We start from the raw sequence: 15,796 nt of genomic DNA, 5'->3' as shown, positions 1-15,796 counted from the left end.
ACCGCCCCGCAGGGCGGTGTTTCAGCTTTAGCGACGTGACTGTGCCGCCGGATGAGTTGCCGGTAATCTGGCTGACTGACCAAACAACTTTTCGCGGAATGTGCCCGGCTGGTAAGCCGTTTTGTAACGACCCCGCTGCTGCAATTCCGGCACCACCAGATCGATAAAATCAACATAGCTCTGCGGATTGACGATCCGCGTCAGATTGAAACCATCGATCCCGGTCTCATCCACCCAGTTCAGCAACTGATCCGCTACCTGCGAAGGAGAACCGACGATCAGCGTGTAGCGCCCTCCCAGTGCATGCTGTTCCAGTAAGCGGCGCGGTGTCCAGCCATCAAATGCTTTGCTGACCGATTCGATGGCTCGTGTCGGACCGCTGCTTACCGGTTCGTCGAGGCCGAATTGCGCAAAGTCGATACCTACGGAGCTGGAGAAATGGGCCAGGCCTGCCTCGGGACTGGCATAACGCAGATATTCCTGGTGTTTACTGCGTGCCTCCGCTTCGGTGGCAGCTACAATCACCGAAACGCCCATAAACACCTTAATATCATCGGGCTGCCGCCCCTGGTCACGGGCCGCCTGACGCAGTTTTTCTACCTGAGCACGGGTTCCCTGTAAGCTACCGCCGCTCACAAAAGTACATTCAGCATGTTGTGCGGCAAACCGGCTGCCCCGTTCAGAACTGCCGGCCTGGAATAACAGCGGAGTACGCTGCGGTGAAGGTGAAGACAAATGGTAGCCTTCCAGCTGATAGAATTCCCCATGATGCCGGACCGGATGAATCTTTTTACTGTCGGCATACAACCGCCGCTGCTTATCGGCCAGTACCGCGTCATCTTCCCAGCTACCCTCCCACAACTGATAACTGACCTCAAGGAACTCATCGGCCTGATCATAACGGCGGTCATGTCCCGCCAGCTGAGCCTGCCCCATCGCCCGTGCCGCACTGTCCAGGTAGCCAGTGACAATATTCCAGCCAATCCGTCCTCCGGTCAGATGATCAAGCGTCGAGAAACGGCGGGCAAACGGATAAGGCGCTTCATAACTCAGGTTCGCAGTAACCCCGAACCCAAGATGTTGCGTCACGCTGGCCATCGCCGGGATCAGCAGTAACGGGTCATTGACCGGCAACTGGATAGATTCGCTGGCGGTCAGGGCAATCCCCTGTTGATAAACGTCATAAACCCCGAGGATATCGGCAATAAACAGCCCGTCGAACAATCCCCGCTCCAGGGTTTTTGCCAGTTCCAGCCAGTAATTCAGCGAGTTAAAATCTACTGACTGATCAAGCGGGTGGGTCCACATACCGTGATGAATATGGCCGACACAGTTCATATTGAATGCATTAAGCAGTATCTGTTTTCCGGGCTGGCTCATATTGTTCCCCTGCGCGGTGGTAACACGCCATTCAGCAGATAGTTACCGATAACCGGGTACTTCCAGCGGATAGGATCGTGCAGCGTATGGGTACGGGCATTGCGCCAGTGACGATCCAGATTGTGTTCACGCAACGCGGAACGGGTACCGGACAGTTCAAACAGCAAATTACCGGCTTCCAGAGAGACTTCGGTGGTCCAGGCCCGCGCGACCGCCACCTGTAACGAGGCTTCGGCCACACTACCGGCATTCGGATCTGCCTGTGCAGCATCCACTGCCAGGCCTGCCGTACTGAGTAGTGCATCGCCCCCCTGTAACCGGGCAGCCAGCCGTCCGACTCTGTCGAGGGTCAGCGGATCATCGGCGGCCTGTTCCAGTCCGGAGTCCGGCCAGGGTCGGGCGTGTTGTCGGATAAAACCGAGCATATCGTTAAATGCCGCCCGGGCAATGCCCTGGTCTATCGCCGCGTGAATAATCTGGGCGAATGGTCCTACGGTGGTTGGCCGTTCAAAGGCAGAGGAAAATGGCACAATATCCTCACCCCCGACCACTACCTGTTCAAACACCACCGAGCCGCTGCCGGTGGTACGCTGACCAAAGCCAGACCAGTCATCGATCACCGTCACCCCGGGCTGTTCGCGGGGCACAAACACCAGCTGATCTTTGCCATTTTCGTCACGCGCAGCCGTCGGAATGCGGTCCGCGAACAAGGCACCGGTGGCATAAAATTTTCGGCCCTGCAGCAGGTAATTATCGCCCTGCGGCAGGATGGAGGTCGAACGCTGATGAGCAGCCGGAGAGGTAAACTCTGCCAGCGCATTCCCGAGGTGAACCCCGGCCAGTACTTCGGCATACAGCCGCTGTTGCTGCTGTGGGCTGCCGTTTACCCGCAGTACTTCCAGCGCATAGTAATGATTTTGTGGCACCTGACCGATGGCACTGTCGGCCTCGCTGATAATGGCTGTCACCTCCGCCAGAGTGGCGGTCGGTACCCCGGCCCCGCCAAAGCTTTTCGGCACGGTGATACCGCCCAGACCGGAGGCAAAAAACTGTTCCAGCTCGCGGACCGGCAGAATTCTGTCCCGATCCCGGCTGGTCGAACCGCTGCGGATAGCATCCGCCAGTTCACGGGCGACACTGACCGCCTGCTGCGGGGAGGTAATCAGTGCTGCGGGATGTTTCGGGCTGACCTGACTCACTGTCATGATTGCGTCCTTATATCCAGGCGTGGCGTACCGGTTCAACGCCATTAAGGTAATAATTTCCAAGGGTGTGCTGCTTCCAGCGCACCGGATCGTGCAGGGTATGGGTGCGGGCATTGCGCCAGTGGCGATCTAATCCGTGCTGTTCCAGAGTGGCCCGGCTGCCGCCCCATTCCAGGAGTTTTTCACTGACCTGTAATGCTGCCGTGGTGGTCAGTACCTTGGCACCGGCTACCGCAATCGATGCCCGTGCGGCGGTAGCGGCATTCAGTTGCGCCGGGTCGATGCTGTCCAGCACTGCGGCAGCCTGTCTGAGTGTGGTCTCTGCCGCCAGTAATCCGACATAAACCCGCCCGACATCTGCCTGCAACTGGCTGTCGTCTGCATTGCGCTCTACCCCGGCATCCACCCACGGCCGTGACTGATGCAAAATAAACTCTCTGGCTTCTTCAAACGCACCGCGTGCAATACCGGCATCAATTGCCGCCTGAATCAACTGAGACACCGGACCACGCAGCGAAGGCTTATCGGTAGCTGGTACCGCCACCAGCCAGTCCGGGTCCACGGCCACCTTCTGTAAGCGCATAGTGCCGCTGGCCGTGGTTCGCTGACCGATACCTGACCAGTCGTCGATGATTTGCAGCCCCTCAGCAGGCAGCGGAATAAATGCCAGTAATGCTTTCCCCTGGTCATCAATGGCGGTGGTGGCCGCGATATCGGCAAATAACGCCCCGGTGGAGTAAAACTTTTCACCGGTCAGCCGCGGCCCTTCAGGGGTATAATGCAGCCTTGCCAGCACCTCACGGGTATGACGTGCCCCTTTTTCCGGCCCGCCATTACCAATCCGGTAGCCTGCGACCACCCGGCCAAACAGCTGCTGTTTTTGCAGCTCTGTGCCTTCATCGCGCAGATACTGAATCAGACCAAAATGATTCTGCGGAATCTGTCCCAGCGAAGGATCGACCTCCGAAATGATGCGGAACACCTCAGCCACCGTGCCGTAAGATAATCCGCCCCCGCCATAGTGGCGCGGTACCAGAATGCTCCCCAGCCCTGAACTGCTGAACAGTGCCAGCGCTTCCTGCGGGTAAATTCTCTGGCTATCACGTTTCACCACATCAGTCGCCGCCAGCGCCGCGACGGCACGGGCCGCCTCGATCGCCTGTTTCTCACTGGTAATTACCGCGGCTGTTTCTGACAGCCGCCGGGTTTCCTGCTGTGTCATCCTCAATCCCCTACTCACCGTTACCGATTTGCCAGATAAAGGTGGGCTGGTGCGCGTTCACTTCCCAGTCACCGACATTACGGGCTTTATAAATCACCGGGTTGTGGGACGAAACGGTACGGGCATTACGCCAGTGGCGATCCAGCGCTTTACTGACCCGGGTGTCGGAGGCTCCCAGAGCGTTAAACAACTCGGTCGCTGCACGCGGCACCAGTTCGGAGGCAATCACCTGGGCTCTGGCCGCATCAACTTCAGCATCGATATTGGCCTGCAACACAGCCGCTTCATCCGCACTGTCATGCAGTTCCCAGGCGCGTTGCAGGGAATGAGTCGCCTGTTGTACGGCAGCCTCCACAGCAAATGACCAGGAAGAAATTTGCCCCACCACCTGTAATACCTGCGGATCCTGCCTGACCTGAGGTGCATTACCGTGGCTGTAAATACGTTTACGGGCCGCTACGCCTTTTGCAGCATCGCGGGTAACAGCACGGGCAATACCGGCCAGGGTGGCTAATAACACATGCTGATAAAAAGCAGTCTGGTAACGGAAACGTTCAGAAAAATCATAGACATGTTCAGTTTCCACACTAGCCTGGTTAAACCGGGTAGTACCGCTGCCGGTCAGGCGCTGCCCAAAACCATCCCAGTCATCTTCCCGTTCAACCCCTGGCTGGCGGGTGCTGACCACCGCAATCACATCGCCGTTATTATCATTACGCCGTGCAAAAACATCGATCCAGTCGGCGTACAGCGTGCCGGTGCTGTAAAATTTATGGCCATCAAGCTGCCAGCCCTGTTCTGCCCTGGTCACCCGGGTCACCACGTCGCCCAATTTAACGTCACCGGTTTCCGTCCAGCCGCTGCCCACCAGTTCTCCGTCGGTAAAACGGCGGAACCAGCGACGCCGGTCTTCACTGTCCGGCTGATTCAGCCGGTCTTCGACAAATGCAAAATGAGCACGCAGCGCCTGAGGCAGATTCGAGTCAGCTTCCGCCAGCTCGGTCAGCAACCGGAATAATTGCGGTAAGCTGACACCAAAACCCCCCTGTTCTACCGGAATTCGCAGAGCACCAAACCCGGCCTCTTTCAGCCAACGAACCGGTTCATTTGCCAGCTGGCGGTTGATTTCTCGTTCGGTTGCCCCTGCGGCGATCCGGGTAAAAATCGGACGGAATTTCGCGGCAATGGTTTCATAATCAGGGATCTGTGGTTCAGACATGGGATTCTCCTTGTGCAGCATGATCATCAATGTCATGGCGGGTAGGTTCAAAACGGACAGCCAGCAGGAAAACAATCGGAATAATGGCGGCCAGAGAGACTATCCAGAACATATTGGTGCCGAACGATGCCTGCAAAATCGGCAGGATAAACAGTGCCAGCGCACTGCCAATACCGGACAACGAACGGGCAAAGCCCACCCCGGTGGCACGGATATGTGTCGGGTAAGATAGCGCCGGATAAATCATCATCTGTGCCCCGGGACCGAATCCTTCAGCAAACAGCCACAGACCGAGCATCAGAATGGCAAACACCACTCCGACCAGCGCCCCGGGGTGCCCTATCAGCGCCAGTGAAACCAACGCAATAAACTGCAAAGCAAATCCGGCAATCGCTACATGGCGGGAAGGAAACTTCCACGCCAGACGCATCCCCAGTAATCCACCGGTAAAGGCAAATAAGGCATTCAGTCCCAGCGAGGCGGAAATGGTTTCAAACACCCCGGCACCAAGAAACTGCGCCAGAATCGATGGCAGGAAGAAGGCAATAGCGGTGTATTCGAAGGAAATACAGATATTCATTACCGCAGCGACCAGCGTGCGTTCGCGATAAGGTTTCTGAAACAGCACACGGAAGCTGACTTTCGGCGGAGATTTTTTCTCTGCCTGCGGCGGAGCCTCTTCATGAGCCGTAATACCGTAAGAATCACGCAGGATGCGTACCGCACCACTCAGGTCACCCTGGTTGGCGGCCCACAGCGGCGATTCGTTCATAAACTTGCTGCGCACTGCAATAATTAGCAATGCCGGAACCGCTCCGAACAGCAGCGAAGCCCGCCACAGCCAGTCGATATGTGCCTGAGGCAGCACAAAATAGAGTCCGAAAATAATCAGGAAACAGACCGAAGAAGCGGCATACCACATCGGACACCAGGCAGCCAGCCGTGAAGCTTTATTGCCTTTACCGGTGAATTTCGAGAATTCCGCCAGATAAGCCATCGCCACCGGCAGGTCTATGCCGACACCAATCCCCATCAGGAAACGGGCGCCAATCAGTACCCAGACATTGGGTGCCAGTCCGGCGGCAATCGCCGACACCACAAAAAACAGCATATCGGCCATAAATACCGAATAGCGGCCATATTTATCGGTCAGCCAGCCTCCCAGCAGATTACCGATGATGGTGCCAACCATAATAGAAGAGGTCACCACGCCTGTCAGAGTGGGGGTCAGCCCAAACTCTTTCACCACATCATCAATTCCGTAGGAGAGCGTCGTGAGGTCATAGGCGTCGAGGAAAACGCCACCCAGCGCCAGAAAAACGATAAATCTGGCATAGCTGTTTTTCCGGCTTCCTGCATGACGGTTAATCAACCTTGCAACATCACCGACCGAACGGACCGGCGATGAATGAGATGGCGGCGCAATCAGTCCGTCATCGGTATTTATCGTGCTCATAGAACCCTCGTCTTTTTGTAATGTGCTGTCTGCAAAGCGCAGAAGCTGCAGATGATGGGACGATTTATAAGCTGCAAACCCCGGAAAGACAAACAACAAATTTTGCTATTAAATTCAATATAATCAATAAGTTGAACCATATTCCGTCGACAGGAAAACGCCGGGTGACCTGCCCGGTCACCCGCTGTTAACTGATTGTCCTTAAAAGGGTTTAGTCACCGGAAACGGGAACCAGAACTCCGTGTACTTGTGGATCGTCGGTCTGTTTCAGCCACTGTTGCAGACGCGGGTCAGCAAAGGCTTTCTCCAGCTGAATAATATTTTTGTCTTTCAGATACGGGGTGCCAATCACCAGCTGAGAAGCGAAGGTTTTTGGCGCTGGCGGGAACAGAATACCTTTGTCGCGCGGTACCTTTCCGGCATCAAACTGCGATACATAACCGATAGCCGCATCCACCGAATTGAGTGCCCGTGGGATGGTCAGCAGATCCAGTTCCTTAAATACAAAATGGTGTGGATTCTGCTTAATATCTGCCAGTTTTGCTGTACGTGGTTCGACCGACGGGTCCAGACCAATCAGACCGATACGGCTAAGCAGCCACAGCGCCTGTCCCTGGTTGGCGCCATCATTGGGTACCACAATTACTGCACCGTCCGGTAATGCCTGTACCGACGGATACCTGTCGGAATAGAGACCAAATGCCCACTGAAACAGCGGCTCTGTCGGAGTCAGCGCAAAATTATTCGCCTCTGCTACCTGTTTGAGCCACCACTTGTGTTCATGGACAGTGGCGGCGTATTGGCCGTCTGCCACCGCCCGGTTAGCCTGTACCGAATCCTGCAATCCTACCGCGACAATTTTGATGCCATAGTCCGGGGCGATATGCTGAGCAACGTACTCAATCACCTTCTGTTCTCCGGCCATCGCCGGTTCAAAATGGACCTTCAGTGTGGTGCCAAAAGTCACCGCTTGCTGTTGGCGCGACGTAAAGTGCCAGGCGAGAGCGGCTATCACTATCACCACCACCAGCAGCACGATTTTCGGCCAGGTTTTCTTCTGTTTAATTTCAAAGTTCTGCTGAGTCATGATGAATGGCTGCCTTTAGCATGCTGGAGAGCGGCGACCAGGCGGTCACCGGTAAACTGAATAATCTGAATTGTGGCAATCAGTACAATAATGGTGGCAATCATGATGTGATGGTCAAAACGCTGATAGCCATACACCACGGCCAGATAACCGATGCCTCCGGCACCGATGGTCCCGGCAATCGCCGAATACTCAATCATTGAGATCAGGTTGAGTACAATTCCGGCCACAATCGCCGGCAGCGCCTCACTGAGCTGAGCTCCACAGATGATCTGCCACGGTGATCCCCCCGATACCAGACCTACTGCCGTAACTTCGGCGGGCAGTTCGCGCAGCGCGTTCTCTACCAGCCGGGCAAAAAACGGAGTACCGGCGACTATCATTGGCACCACTGCTGCCGGAATACCGATGGTGGTGCCGGTCAGCCAGAAAGTGAACGGGATAATGGCCGCCATCAGCACCAGAAACGGCAACGAACGCCCCATATTTACCAGCCAGCTCAGCACATGATTCAGTCGCGGTCGCGGAAATAACCCGTGACGGGAAGTATTAAATAACACCACACCGATCAGCCCGCCGAGGCTAATCACAAACAACATCACAATCCCCACCATTAGCCAGGTTTGCAGGTAAGCGGGGACCATCAAAGTATGAATCTGACTCCATGGGGTATCCTGGCTCATCACATCAACCGGTTTCATACCGCCTCCTGTAAGGCACTGCGGGCCTGAATGATCTCGGCATTAATCCCCAGCCGGAACAGATGCCGCACCAGTTGTTCTGTGTCGATGCTGTGACGGGTAAAACGCACCGCTACCTGCATCCGACCTGCCAGCCGGTTACCGACCTGCTCGACATGCGCTGCCAGCAGGTCGATTTGCAACGGGTACTGCTGACTCAGCTGACTTATCCAGTCAGCAGCCAGCGGCCGGTCGCCATAACTGAGTTGCAGCAATAAATCCCCCTGCCCGTCTGCCGGTGTTAACGGGAACAACTGGCGACTCAACCGCGATCCGGGATCGGCCAGTAGCTGTGGTAGCTGCCCCTGTTGAATCAGCCGCCCATCCTGAATTTCTGCCACTGCATCCGCAGCACTGCGGACCACATCCATTTCATGGGTGATCAGTACAATCGCCAGCCCGTACTGATCACGCAGTTGCCGCAGCAAGCCGAGAATGGCAGCGGTTGATTGCGGGTCCAGCCCGGAGGTGGCTTCATCCGCCAGCAGCACCTGCGGCTTTAGCGCCAGTGCCCGTGCAATGCCTACCCGTTGCCGCTGGCCCCCGGAAAGTTGCGCCGGATAGTGCTGAGCTTTGTCCGCCAGCCCGACATTCTCCAGCAACTCCCCCACATGTTTTTTGATATCACGCGGCACCACTCGCAGCCATTCCAGTGGCAGAGCCACGTTCTGCCACACCGTTTTACGTTGCAGCAATGCCGAAGACTGGAAAACCGTGCCAATAGCACGTCGTTCACGGCGCAATGCTTCTCCTGACAGCCGCGACAAATCGTTGCCGTTGACCCGGATGCTGCCGGAGGTGGGTCGTTCCAGCAGGCTGATGCAGCGGGCAAGGGTCGATTTCCCGGCGCCACTTGGCCCCAGTACCGCAGTAATCGAAGCCGGTGGCACTGTCAGCGAAATGCCTTTCAGCACTTCGGTGACACCATTTGCACTGAGGTACTGCTTATGCAGATTATCAATTTCGATCATTGGCAGATTCCTCAGGAGGCGGAGACCCGGTAACCGGCTCCCGGATGGGGTGCCTGCAACCGTGGTCCCTGATTAAACAGCTTTTCACGCAGCGTACCGGGCTGGTAATCCTGCTTATACACACCACGTTTTTGCAGCTCCGGTACTAACAGCTCCACCACGTCACTAAACGTTTCATGGGTCAGTGCGTAGGCCAGATTGAAACCATCAACATCGGTTTCTTCCACCCAGCTTTGCAGTTCATCGGCCACCGTTTCGGCGCTCCCAACCAGCAGCGGACCAAACCCGCCAATACCCACCCAGTCCGCCAGAGCTTCGACGGTCCACTGCCGGTCAGGATCGGCGGTCGAGAAGGTTTCTACCGCTGACTGAATGGCATTGGTATGCAGGTGTTTCAGCACCTGGTCCGGCCGGTACTCACTGAAATCGATTCCCGTCCAGCCGGAAATCAGCGTCAGAGCCCCTTCGTAGCTGACATACTTTTTGTAGTCCTGCCATTTGGCCCGTGCCTGCTGATCGGTTTCACCAACGATGACGGTCTGCAAATTGAAAATCAGAACACTACGCGGGTCCCGGCCAGCTTCTTCGGCCCTGCGGCGAATATCTGCCACCGTTTTTTTCAGCAATACCTTCGACGGTGCCGCAACAAACACGCATTCTGCATGCTCTGCGGCAAACTGTTTACCCCGGCTGGAGGCACCTGCCTGATAGAGCACCGGGGTACGCTGCGGCGAGGGTTCACACAGATGAATACCCGGCACCTGGAAAAAATTCCCCTGATGGTTAATCGGATGGATTTTCTGTGGATCGCTGAAAATACCGCGCTGACAGTCACGCAGTACCGCATCATCTTCCCAGCTCCCTTCCAGCAGCTTGTAGACCACCTGCAAATACTCGTCGGCATAATCGTAACGGGCGTCATGTCCGGTCTGCGCTTTATGGCCGATATTGCGGGCGCCGCTTTCCAGATAAGAGGTGACAATATTCCAGCCAACACGGCCTTTAGTCAGGTGGTCGAGCGTTGAAAGACGGCGGGCAAACGGATACGGATGTTCAAACGAAAGTGAAGCCGTCAGACCAAAACCAAGATGTTCGGTGACCAGTGCCATCGGGGTAATCAGTGCCAGAGGATCATTAACCGGCACCTGGGTTGCGTTACGAATGGCGGCATCGGAAGTGCCGTTGTAGACATCATAAATGCCCAGCACATCGGCAATAAACAACCCGTCGAATTTCCCGCGTTCCAGCAGACGAGCCAGATCGGTCCAGTACTCCAGATCTTTGTACTGCCATGAGCGGTCACGCGGATGGGCCCACAGCCCTGGTGACTGGTGCCCGACACAGTTCATATCAAAGGCATTAATACGGATTTCACGTTGCGAAGGCATAAAGAGCTCCCCGGGCCGAAGCGGGCAGCACTCAGCCGCCGGTTCACCCGTTATTGTTGTTTTCAGGAAAATGCAGGTTATTCAGAAAAGTGGTTATCCGGCTGGCGGTAACTTCCGACATCGCCCTTCGCCGGGCGGGTTTTGTAGTTTCAGCAGCTCCCGGGCCAGTGCTTCAGCATGATCGGCAACCTGGGGCAGCCCCATCAGTTCGCCAAAACGGGCGCGGGCGGCAGGACCAGCCACATACAGCCGGGCAGAGGTTTCTCCCCGGGCGTTGATAGCCTGCGATTGCTGACTGACCTGAATGCCCAGCCCGAGTGGGTCGGCACAGATCAGTCCATCGCGGGTTAACTGGCTGAGCAGCGCATCACTACTGAGCAGAGAGCCGTGAGCAGGACCGGTGGTCACAATCAGTTTATCTACGGTCAGGCGCTGTTCGGCGGCTCCGCGTGGACGCAATGTCAGGGTCAGGGTTTGTTCATCCGCAGTAACTGCCGCTAAATGTGCGGCGATAACCTGCAACTGTCCGCTGGACTGCCATTGCTCCAGTACCGCATTAATCTGCGGGGCAATCCGGTAACGATGAACATCCCACCAGGGGCGCAGATAGCGCAGAAAACGCTGTTGTTCTGCGAGCGGTAGTTGCTGCCAGATTTTTTGGCCATTCCTGCGGATATCATCAAGGATCAGTTGCCACGGAAGTTGCTGTTGTGCCGCAGCCGCAACTTCCTGGCGGATACGCCTCAGCCAGCCACGGGCGGTCGCCGGTTGAGGAAGGGCATAATCCAGTGTCAGGGTTGGAAAACTGCCGCTAAGGTTCGGACGCGGCAGCAAACCACGCCGCGAAAATGCCACGATGCTACCGCGGTGCCCCTGTCGGTGCAGTGATGCAACCACGTCAGACATGGTCAGACCGCTGCCGATAATCGCGACACGATCATCGGGTTTTACCTCAGCCAGTGCGTTGGCCTGCCAGGGATCGGCAATCAGTGCCGGCGAATGGCGAAAAGGTTTGAGTAGTGAAGGCAGAGCCGGGGGCGGATGACTGATTGCCAGCACCAGGTCATCGACGGGGAAATGCTGCCCGTCAGCCGTAATAATCTCACCCTGTTGCAACGCAACCGCTTTAGATTGCACGAATCTGACTCTGACCGGCGAGACGTCACTTGCCTTGCGAAATTGCTCTCCGACCCAGGCACCAAACTGTGAGCGTTGTGGATAGACGCTGCCGTCATGCCACAGCGCCTGCGGATCGTCGTGAAAAGCCGGTGAAGCCCGGAACCAGCGATCAAACTCCCCTTCTTCGGCTGCACTCAGGTACATGCGCGCCGCAGGCACATTAATACGGTGAGACGGATCGACACTGCCGTAAGCAACCCCACGTCCGGGCTCCGGACGGGGTTCAATCAGCGTTACATCCAGCCCGGCATTGCCGTAACGGGCCAGATGAATCGCTAAGGCTGTGCCGCTAAAACCACCGCCCACAATAACAATATGCCGCTCAGCCATAGTCAGTCTCTGTCAAACGCGGCACAGGCCGCCGATAAACGAATATAGGCCAGCAAACCGCTGATCCCCACAGGTTCTGACAACGTCCGCGGTGGAAATTCAACCGGCTGTCTGGCCATTGACGTCCTTGCCAGTTCACTGTTCTCCAGCCCGCCGGGAACATTCTCTTCCCGGGAAGAGGCCGGAATGGTCTGTGAATCACTGTGATAACGCATTACGCCTCCTTCACCGTGGCAGTGGCCGGTTTACCCGGACGCAAATCACCACCAATGGTCTCACCGAAGGGCCCCGTATTCACCGTTTGCTGCTGCCGGGCAGTATTGGCCGCCAGTGGCAATAATGGCATCACCAGTTCCGCAAAACGATAGGCTTCCTCAAGATGCGGATAACCGGAGAAAATAAAATTAGTGATCCCCAACGCCTGATACTCACGAATACGTTCAGCCACCTGCTGCGGGTTTCCTACCAGTGCGGTGCCAGCTCCGCCACGTACCAGCCCGACCCCGGCCCACAGATTCGGGCCAATGCGCAGTGACTCACGGGAACCACGGTGCAGGGCACTCATCCGCGCCTGGCCTGCTGAATCCATACGGGAGAAGATTTTCTGAGCGGCGGCAATCGTATCGTCATCCAGATGGGCAATCAGCTGATCAGCGGCTGCCCACGCCTGCTCTTCAGTTTCCCGCACAATGACATGCAGACGAATACCAAATTCCAGAGTGCGCCCCTGCTCTGCCGCGCGCTGACGGACTACTGCCAGCTTTTCGGCCACCTGATCCACCGGTTCTCCCCAGGTCAGATAAGTATCAATCTGGCTGGCCGCCACGTCGATAGCATCCTCAGAAGAACCACCGAAGAACAGTGGCGGACCTTCCGGTTGCACCGGCGGAAACAGGACTTCAGCACCTTCAACACGAATATACTCACCGTGAAAATCGACTTTTTCACGCTTCAGCAACCGCGAATAGACCTCAAGAAACTCTTTGGTCACTTTATAACGTTCCGCGTGGCTCAGGAAAATACCGTCACCTTTGTTTTCCACCGGATCACCGCCGGTCACCACATTGATCAGCAAACGGCCTTCTGACAGCCGGTCCAGCGTCGCTGCCATACGGGCGGCCAGTGATGGCGGCTGTAATCCCGGGCGAACGGCCACCAGATAACGCAGTTTTTTGGTGAGTGGTGCCAGAGCTGCCGCCACCAGCCAGGAATCCTCACAACTTTTGCCGGTCGGAATCAGTACCCCGTAGTAACCCAGATTATCCGCCGCCAGCGCAACCTGTTGCAGATAAGGAAGATCCACCGGACGACCACCCTCGGTGGTGCCAAGGTAACGGCCATCACCATGGGTCGGCAGAAACCAGAATACGTTGATATTTTCCTGTGCTGAATCGCTCATTATCCATTTCCTATATAACTATATCTAAAAATATCAGATAGAAAGTCAATGCTTTGGTTATAAAAAGCGAAGCAGGAAACATGCCACAATTAACGACAATCATTTTCTTATAAATCAACAAATTAAAAATCTACGCTTTACGGCGAATTGCTGCATTTGCAGCATTGTTCATCACCATCCTGCTGCAAATGCAGCAAAGTGCCGTTTTGCCATCTCGCCGCCAGCACCGGGAAACGGTATGGTGACCTTTTAGCCTTCTGCGGAATTACTCAGATGACAACTCAGGGCCCTGCACTGATCGATCCGGCATCGATAGCCTTTCAGAGTGTGCTTGACCGGCTGGCACCGACCGATGCCACAGTGCTGATCATTGGCGAAACCGGAACCGGTAAAGAAGTTGTGGCGCGTTATCTGCATCACAACAGCCCACGCCGACAGCAACCATTTCTGGCGGTTAACTGTGGCGCACTCACCGAAAGCCTGGCTGAGTCGGAACTGTTTGGTCATGAGAAAGGAGCATTCACCGGGGCTGGCGAACGTCACGCTGGCTGGTTTGAAGCCGCAGAAGGCGGAACACTGTTGCTGGACGAGATTGGTGAACTGAGCCTGCCGTTGCAGGTGAAACTGCTGCGGGTGTTGCAGGAACGAGAGGTAACCCGTATTGGTTCCCGCAAACCGGTGCGGGTCAATGTGCGGGTGATTGCCGCGACGCATGTCGATCTGGCACAGGCGATTCGCGAGCGGCGGTTCCGTGAGGACCTCTATTACCGTCTGAATGTTGCCGCGGTTACGTTACCGCCGTTGCGTCAGCGGCGTGAGGATATCCCGCTACTGGCGGAGCATTTTCTGAGGCTGTATGCGCGCCGTCTTGGCCGTCCGCAGTTGCAACTGACCGACGAAACGATGGCAGCGCTGATCAATTATCCGTGGCCCGGCAATATCCGTGAACTGGAAAATACACTGCATAACGCGGTGTTACTCAGCAAAGAGCCGGTGATTAATCCGCAACAGTTACGCCTTACAGCGGCAGAACCGCAGCCTCTGCCACCGGGAGAGGCTGCGCTGGATGACTTTATGCGTCAGCAACTGACCGGCGGTGGCACACGGCTCTATCAGCGGGTGCTGGATACGTTGGTGCGTAATGCTTATGAATTCAGCGGCAGTAATCAGCTACAAACGGCCCAGCTGTTAGGTATCAGCCGCAATACTTTACGTACCCACCTCGCCCATCTCGGGCTGATTAAGCCCAGACGCAGCCTGACGGTTCAGCGGCAACCTGCGACACCCCATCGTCTGCAACATGAACGGGAGCTGCGGATTGGTTATCAGAAGTTTGGAAATCTCGGGATACTTAAGGCCCGTCAGTCGCTGGAACAGCAACTGGCCGGCAGCGGCGTCAGCGTTTTGTGGAGCGAATTCCCTGCCGGCCCGCAGCTGCTACATGCACTCAGCCACGGTGAAATAGACTTCGGTACCACCGGCGAAGTACCGCCGTTGTTTGCCCAGGCGGGAGAAAACCGGGTGTTGTATGTGGCCTGGGAACCGGCAGCCCCTGAAGGAGTGGCTCTGATGGTGCCCGCTGACAGCCCGGTCAGCACCATCGCCGGTTTGCGGGGTAAACGGATAGCGGTCAATAAAGGTTCTAACGTTCATTATCTGCTGGTACAGATTCTTGATGAAGCAGGCCTGACTCTGGATGATGTCAGAGTCGTCTACTCTCCCCCCAAATATCCCCTGACTCCGAGTGATTATCTGGCCGTCGATGCCTGGATGATGTGGGATCCGCTGTTAAGCGCTGCCGGGCTTGACGGGCAGTTACGGATGCTTGCCGATGGCCGGGGACGGGTTAAGAATCACCAGTTTTATCTGGCACACCGTGAATTTGCGGCACATTCCCCCGATCTGCTGCACCAGCTAATGGAGGCATTAGCCCGGACCGGACGCTACATTAATACCCACCGTGAGGATGCGGCAGCGCTGTTATCTGCTGAACTGGGGTTATCTGCAGAGTCAATGAGCCATGCACTGGCCAGGCGCAGTCATCTGACGCAAAAAATGGATCTGACCATCATCCGTGATCAACAGGCGATTGCCGACCGCTTCTATGCTTTGGGGCTGCTGCCACGGGCAATTAATGTCCGTGACGCGGTGTGGCAGGAATAACGGCAAACAATAACGCTGACCGGAACCGGTCAGCGGAACGTCTCATTCTGCCTCTGC

General features: G+C 56.1%; 13 protein-coding genes. 1 reads left to right on the top strand and 12 read right to left on the bottom strand.

Going from position 1 to position 15,796, the window contains the following annotated elements:
• Nucleotides 1-27 precede the first annotated feature (27 nt).
• The 12 genes from A7K98_RS01945 to ssuD form a co-directional block, all read right to left on the bottom strand.
• Nucleotides 28-1,380, bottom strand: coding sequence for an LLM class flavin-dependent oxidoreductase (locus A7K98_RS01945; protein WP_087487038.1), 1,353 nt, complete (start codon nucleotides 1,378-1,380; stop codon nucleotides 28-30).
• A complete protein-coding gene (locus A7K98_RS01940; RefSeq protein ID WP_087487037.1) occupies nucleotides 1,377-2,585 on the bottom strand; it encodes an SfnB family sulfur acquisition oxidoreductase in 1,209 nt (402 codons plus the stop codon). Before A7K98_RS01940 ends, A7K98_RS01945 begins: the two co-directional genes overlap by 4 nt.
• Before the next feature lie 10 nt (nucleotides 2,586-2,595).
• On the bottom strand, nucleotides 2,596-3,807 hold the full coding sequence (locus tag A7K98_RS01935) for an SfnB family sulfur acquisition oxidoreductase (protein ID WP_087487036.1): 1,212 nt from the start codon (nucleotides 3,805-3,807) through the stop codon (nucleotides 2,596-2,598).
• 10 nt (nucleotides 3,808-3,817) lie between these two features.
• Nucleotides 3,818-5,026: an acyl-CoA dehydrogenase family protein gene (locus A7K98_RS01930; RefSeq protein WP_087487035.1), complete on the bottom strand. Its 1,209-nt coding sequence runs from the start codon at nucleotides 5,024-5,026 to the stop codon at nucleotides 3,818-3,820.
• The gene (locus tag A7K98_RS01925; RefSeq protein WP_087487034.1) at nucleotides 5,019-6,482 is read right to left on the bottom strand and encodes an MFS transporter; all 1,464 of its coding nucleotides are present in this window, start codon (nucleotides 6,480-6,482) and stop codon (nucleotides 5,019-5,021) included. The genes A7K98_RS01930 and A7K98_RS01925 overlap by 8 nt, the downstream gene beginning before the upstream one ends.
• A gap of 211 nt (nucleotides 6,483-6,693) precedes the next feature.
• Nucleotides 6,694-7,569, bottom strand: a complete 876-nt coding sequence (locus tag A7K98_RS01920; RefSeq protein ID WP_087487033.1) for a MetQ/NlpA family ABC transporter substrate-binding protein — start codon at nucleotides 7,567-7,569, stop codon at nucleotides 6,694-6,696.
• The gene (locus A7K98_RS01915) at nucleotides 7,566-8,270 is read right to left on the bottom strand and encodes a methionine ABC transporter permease (protein ID WP_087487032.1); all 705 of its coding nucleotides are present in this window, start codon (nucleotides 8,268-8,270) and stop codon (nucleotides 7,566-7,568) included. The genes A7K98_RS01920 and A7K98_RS01915 overlap by 4 nt, the downstream gene beginning before the upstream one ends.
• Nucleotides 8,267-9,280: a methionine ABC transporter ATP-binding protein gene (locus tag A7K98_RS01910; RefSeq protein ID WP_087487031.1), complete on the bottom strand. Its 1,014-nt coding sequence runs from the start codon at nucleotides 9,278-9,280 to the stop codon at nucleotides 8,267-8,269. The genes A7K98_RS01915 and A7K98_RS01910 overlap by 4 nt, the downstream gene beginning before the upstream one ends.
• Nucleotides 9,281-9,291: 11 nt before the next feature.
• Entirely contained in the window at nucleotides 9,292-10,668 is a 1,377-nt protein-coding gene (locus A7K98_RS01905; protein WP_087487030.1) for an LLM class flavin-dependent oxidoreductase, read from the bottom strand.
• A 93-nt stretch (nucleotides 10,669-10,761) separates the two neighbouring features.
• Complete coding sequence (locus A7K98_RS01900; protein ID WP_087487029.1) at nucleotides 10,762-12,177, bottom strand: FAD/NAD(P)-binding protein; 1,416 nt, start codon at nucleotides 12,175-12,177, stop codon at nucleotides 10,762-10,764.
• A gap of 2 nt (nucleotides 12,178-12,179) precedes the next feature.
• Entirely contained in the window at nucleotides 12,180-12,392 is a 213-nt protein-coding gene (locus A7K98_RS01895; protein ID WP_087487028.1) for a hypothetical protein, read from the bottom strand.
• Nucleotides 12,392-13,576, bottom strand: coding sequence for an FMNH2-dependent alkanesulfonate monooxygenase (gene ssuD / locus A7K98_RS01890; protein ID WP_087487027.1), 1,185 nt, complete (start codon nucleotides 13,574-13,576; stop codon nucleotides 12,392-12,394). Before ssuD ends, A7K98_RS01895 begins: the two co-directional genes overlap by 1 nt.
• 273 nt (nucleotides 13,577-13,849) lie before the next feature.
• Here ssuD and A7K98_RS01885 point away from each other — a divergent pair, with 273 nt between their 5' ends.
• Nucleotides 13,850-15,739 (top strand): sigma-54-dependent Fis family transcriptional regulator, encoded by a 1,890-nt coding sequence (locus tag A7K98_RS01885; RefSeq protein WP_087487026.1) that lies wholly within the window; start codon nucleotides 13,850-13,852, stop codon nucleotides 15,737-15,739.
• Nucleotides 15,740-15,796 lie beyond the last annotated feature (57 nt).

The sequence above is a fragment of the Tatumella citrea genome, assembly GCF_002163585.1.
Taxonomy (GTDB): Bacteria; Pseudomonadota; Gammaproteobacteria; order Enterobacterales; family Enterobacteriaceae; genus Tatumella; species Tatumella citrea.
This window is presented reverse-complemented; position numbering and strand designations above follow the sequence as displayed.

Bases quoted from the DNA above. Each gene is read 5' to 3' on its own strand.
- A7K98_RS01920 (WP_087487033.1), bottom strand. From the start codon at position 7,569: ATGACTCAGCAGAACTTTGAAATTAAACAGAAGAAAACCTGGCCGAAA.
- A7K98_RS01915 (WP_087487032.1), bottom strand. From the start codon at position 8,270: ATGAAACCGGTTGATGTGATGAGCCAGGATACCCCATGGAGTCAGATT.
- A7K98_RS01935 (WP_087487036.1), bottom strand. From the start codon at position 3,807: ATGACACAGCAGGAAACCCGGCGGCTGTCAGAAACAGCCGCGGTAATT.
- A7K98_RS01900 (WP_087487029.1), bottom strand. From the start codon at position 12,177: ATGGCTGAGCGGCATATTGTTATTGTGGGCGGTGGTTTTAGCGGCACA.
- A7K98_RS01885 (WP_087487026.1), top strand. From the start codon at position 13,850: ATGACAACTCAGGGCCCTGCACTGATCGATCCGGCATCGATAGCCTTT.
- A7K98_RS01945 (WP_087487038.1), bottom strand. From the start codon at position 1,380: ATGAGCCAGCCCGGAAAACAGATACTGCTTAATGCATTCAATATGAAC.
- ssuD (WP_087487027.1), bottom strand. From the start codon at position 13,576: ATGAGCGATTCAGCACAGGAAAATATCAACGTATTCTGGTTTCTGCCG.
- A7K98_RS01925 (WP_087487034.1), bottom strand. From the start codon at position 6,482: ATGAGCACGATAAATACCGATGACGGACTGATTGCGCCGCCATCTCAT.
- A7K98_RS01910 (WP_087487031.1), bottom strand. From the start codon at position 9,280: ATGATCGAAATTGATAATCTGCATAAGCAGTACCTCAGTGCAAATGGT.
- A7K98_RS01940 (WP_087487037.1), bottom strand. From the start codon at position 2,585: ATGACAGTGAGTCAGGTCAGCCCGAAACATCCCGCAGCACTGATTACC.
- A7K98_RS01895 (WP_087487028.1), bottom strand. From the start codon at position 12,392: ATGCGTTATCACAGTGATTCACAGACCATTCCGGCCTCTTCCCGGGAA.
- A7K98_RS01930 (WP_087487035.1), bottom strand. From the start codon at position 5,026: ATGTCTGAACCACAGATCCCTGATTATGAAACCATTGCCGCGAAATTC.
- A7K98_RS01905 (WP_087487030.1), bottom strand. From the start codon at position 10,668: ATGCCTTCGCAACGTGAAATCCGTATTAATGCCTTTGATATGAACTGT.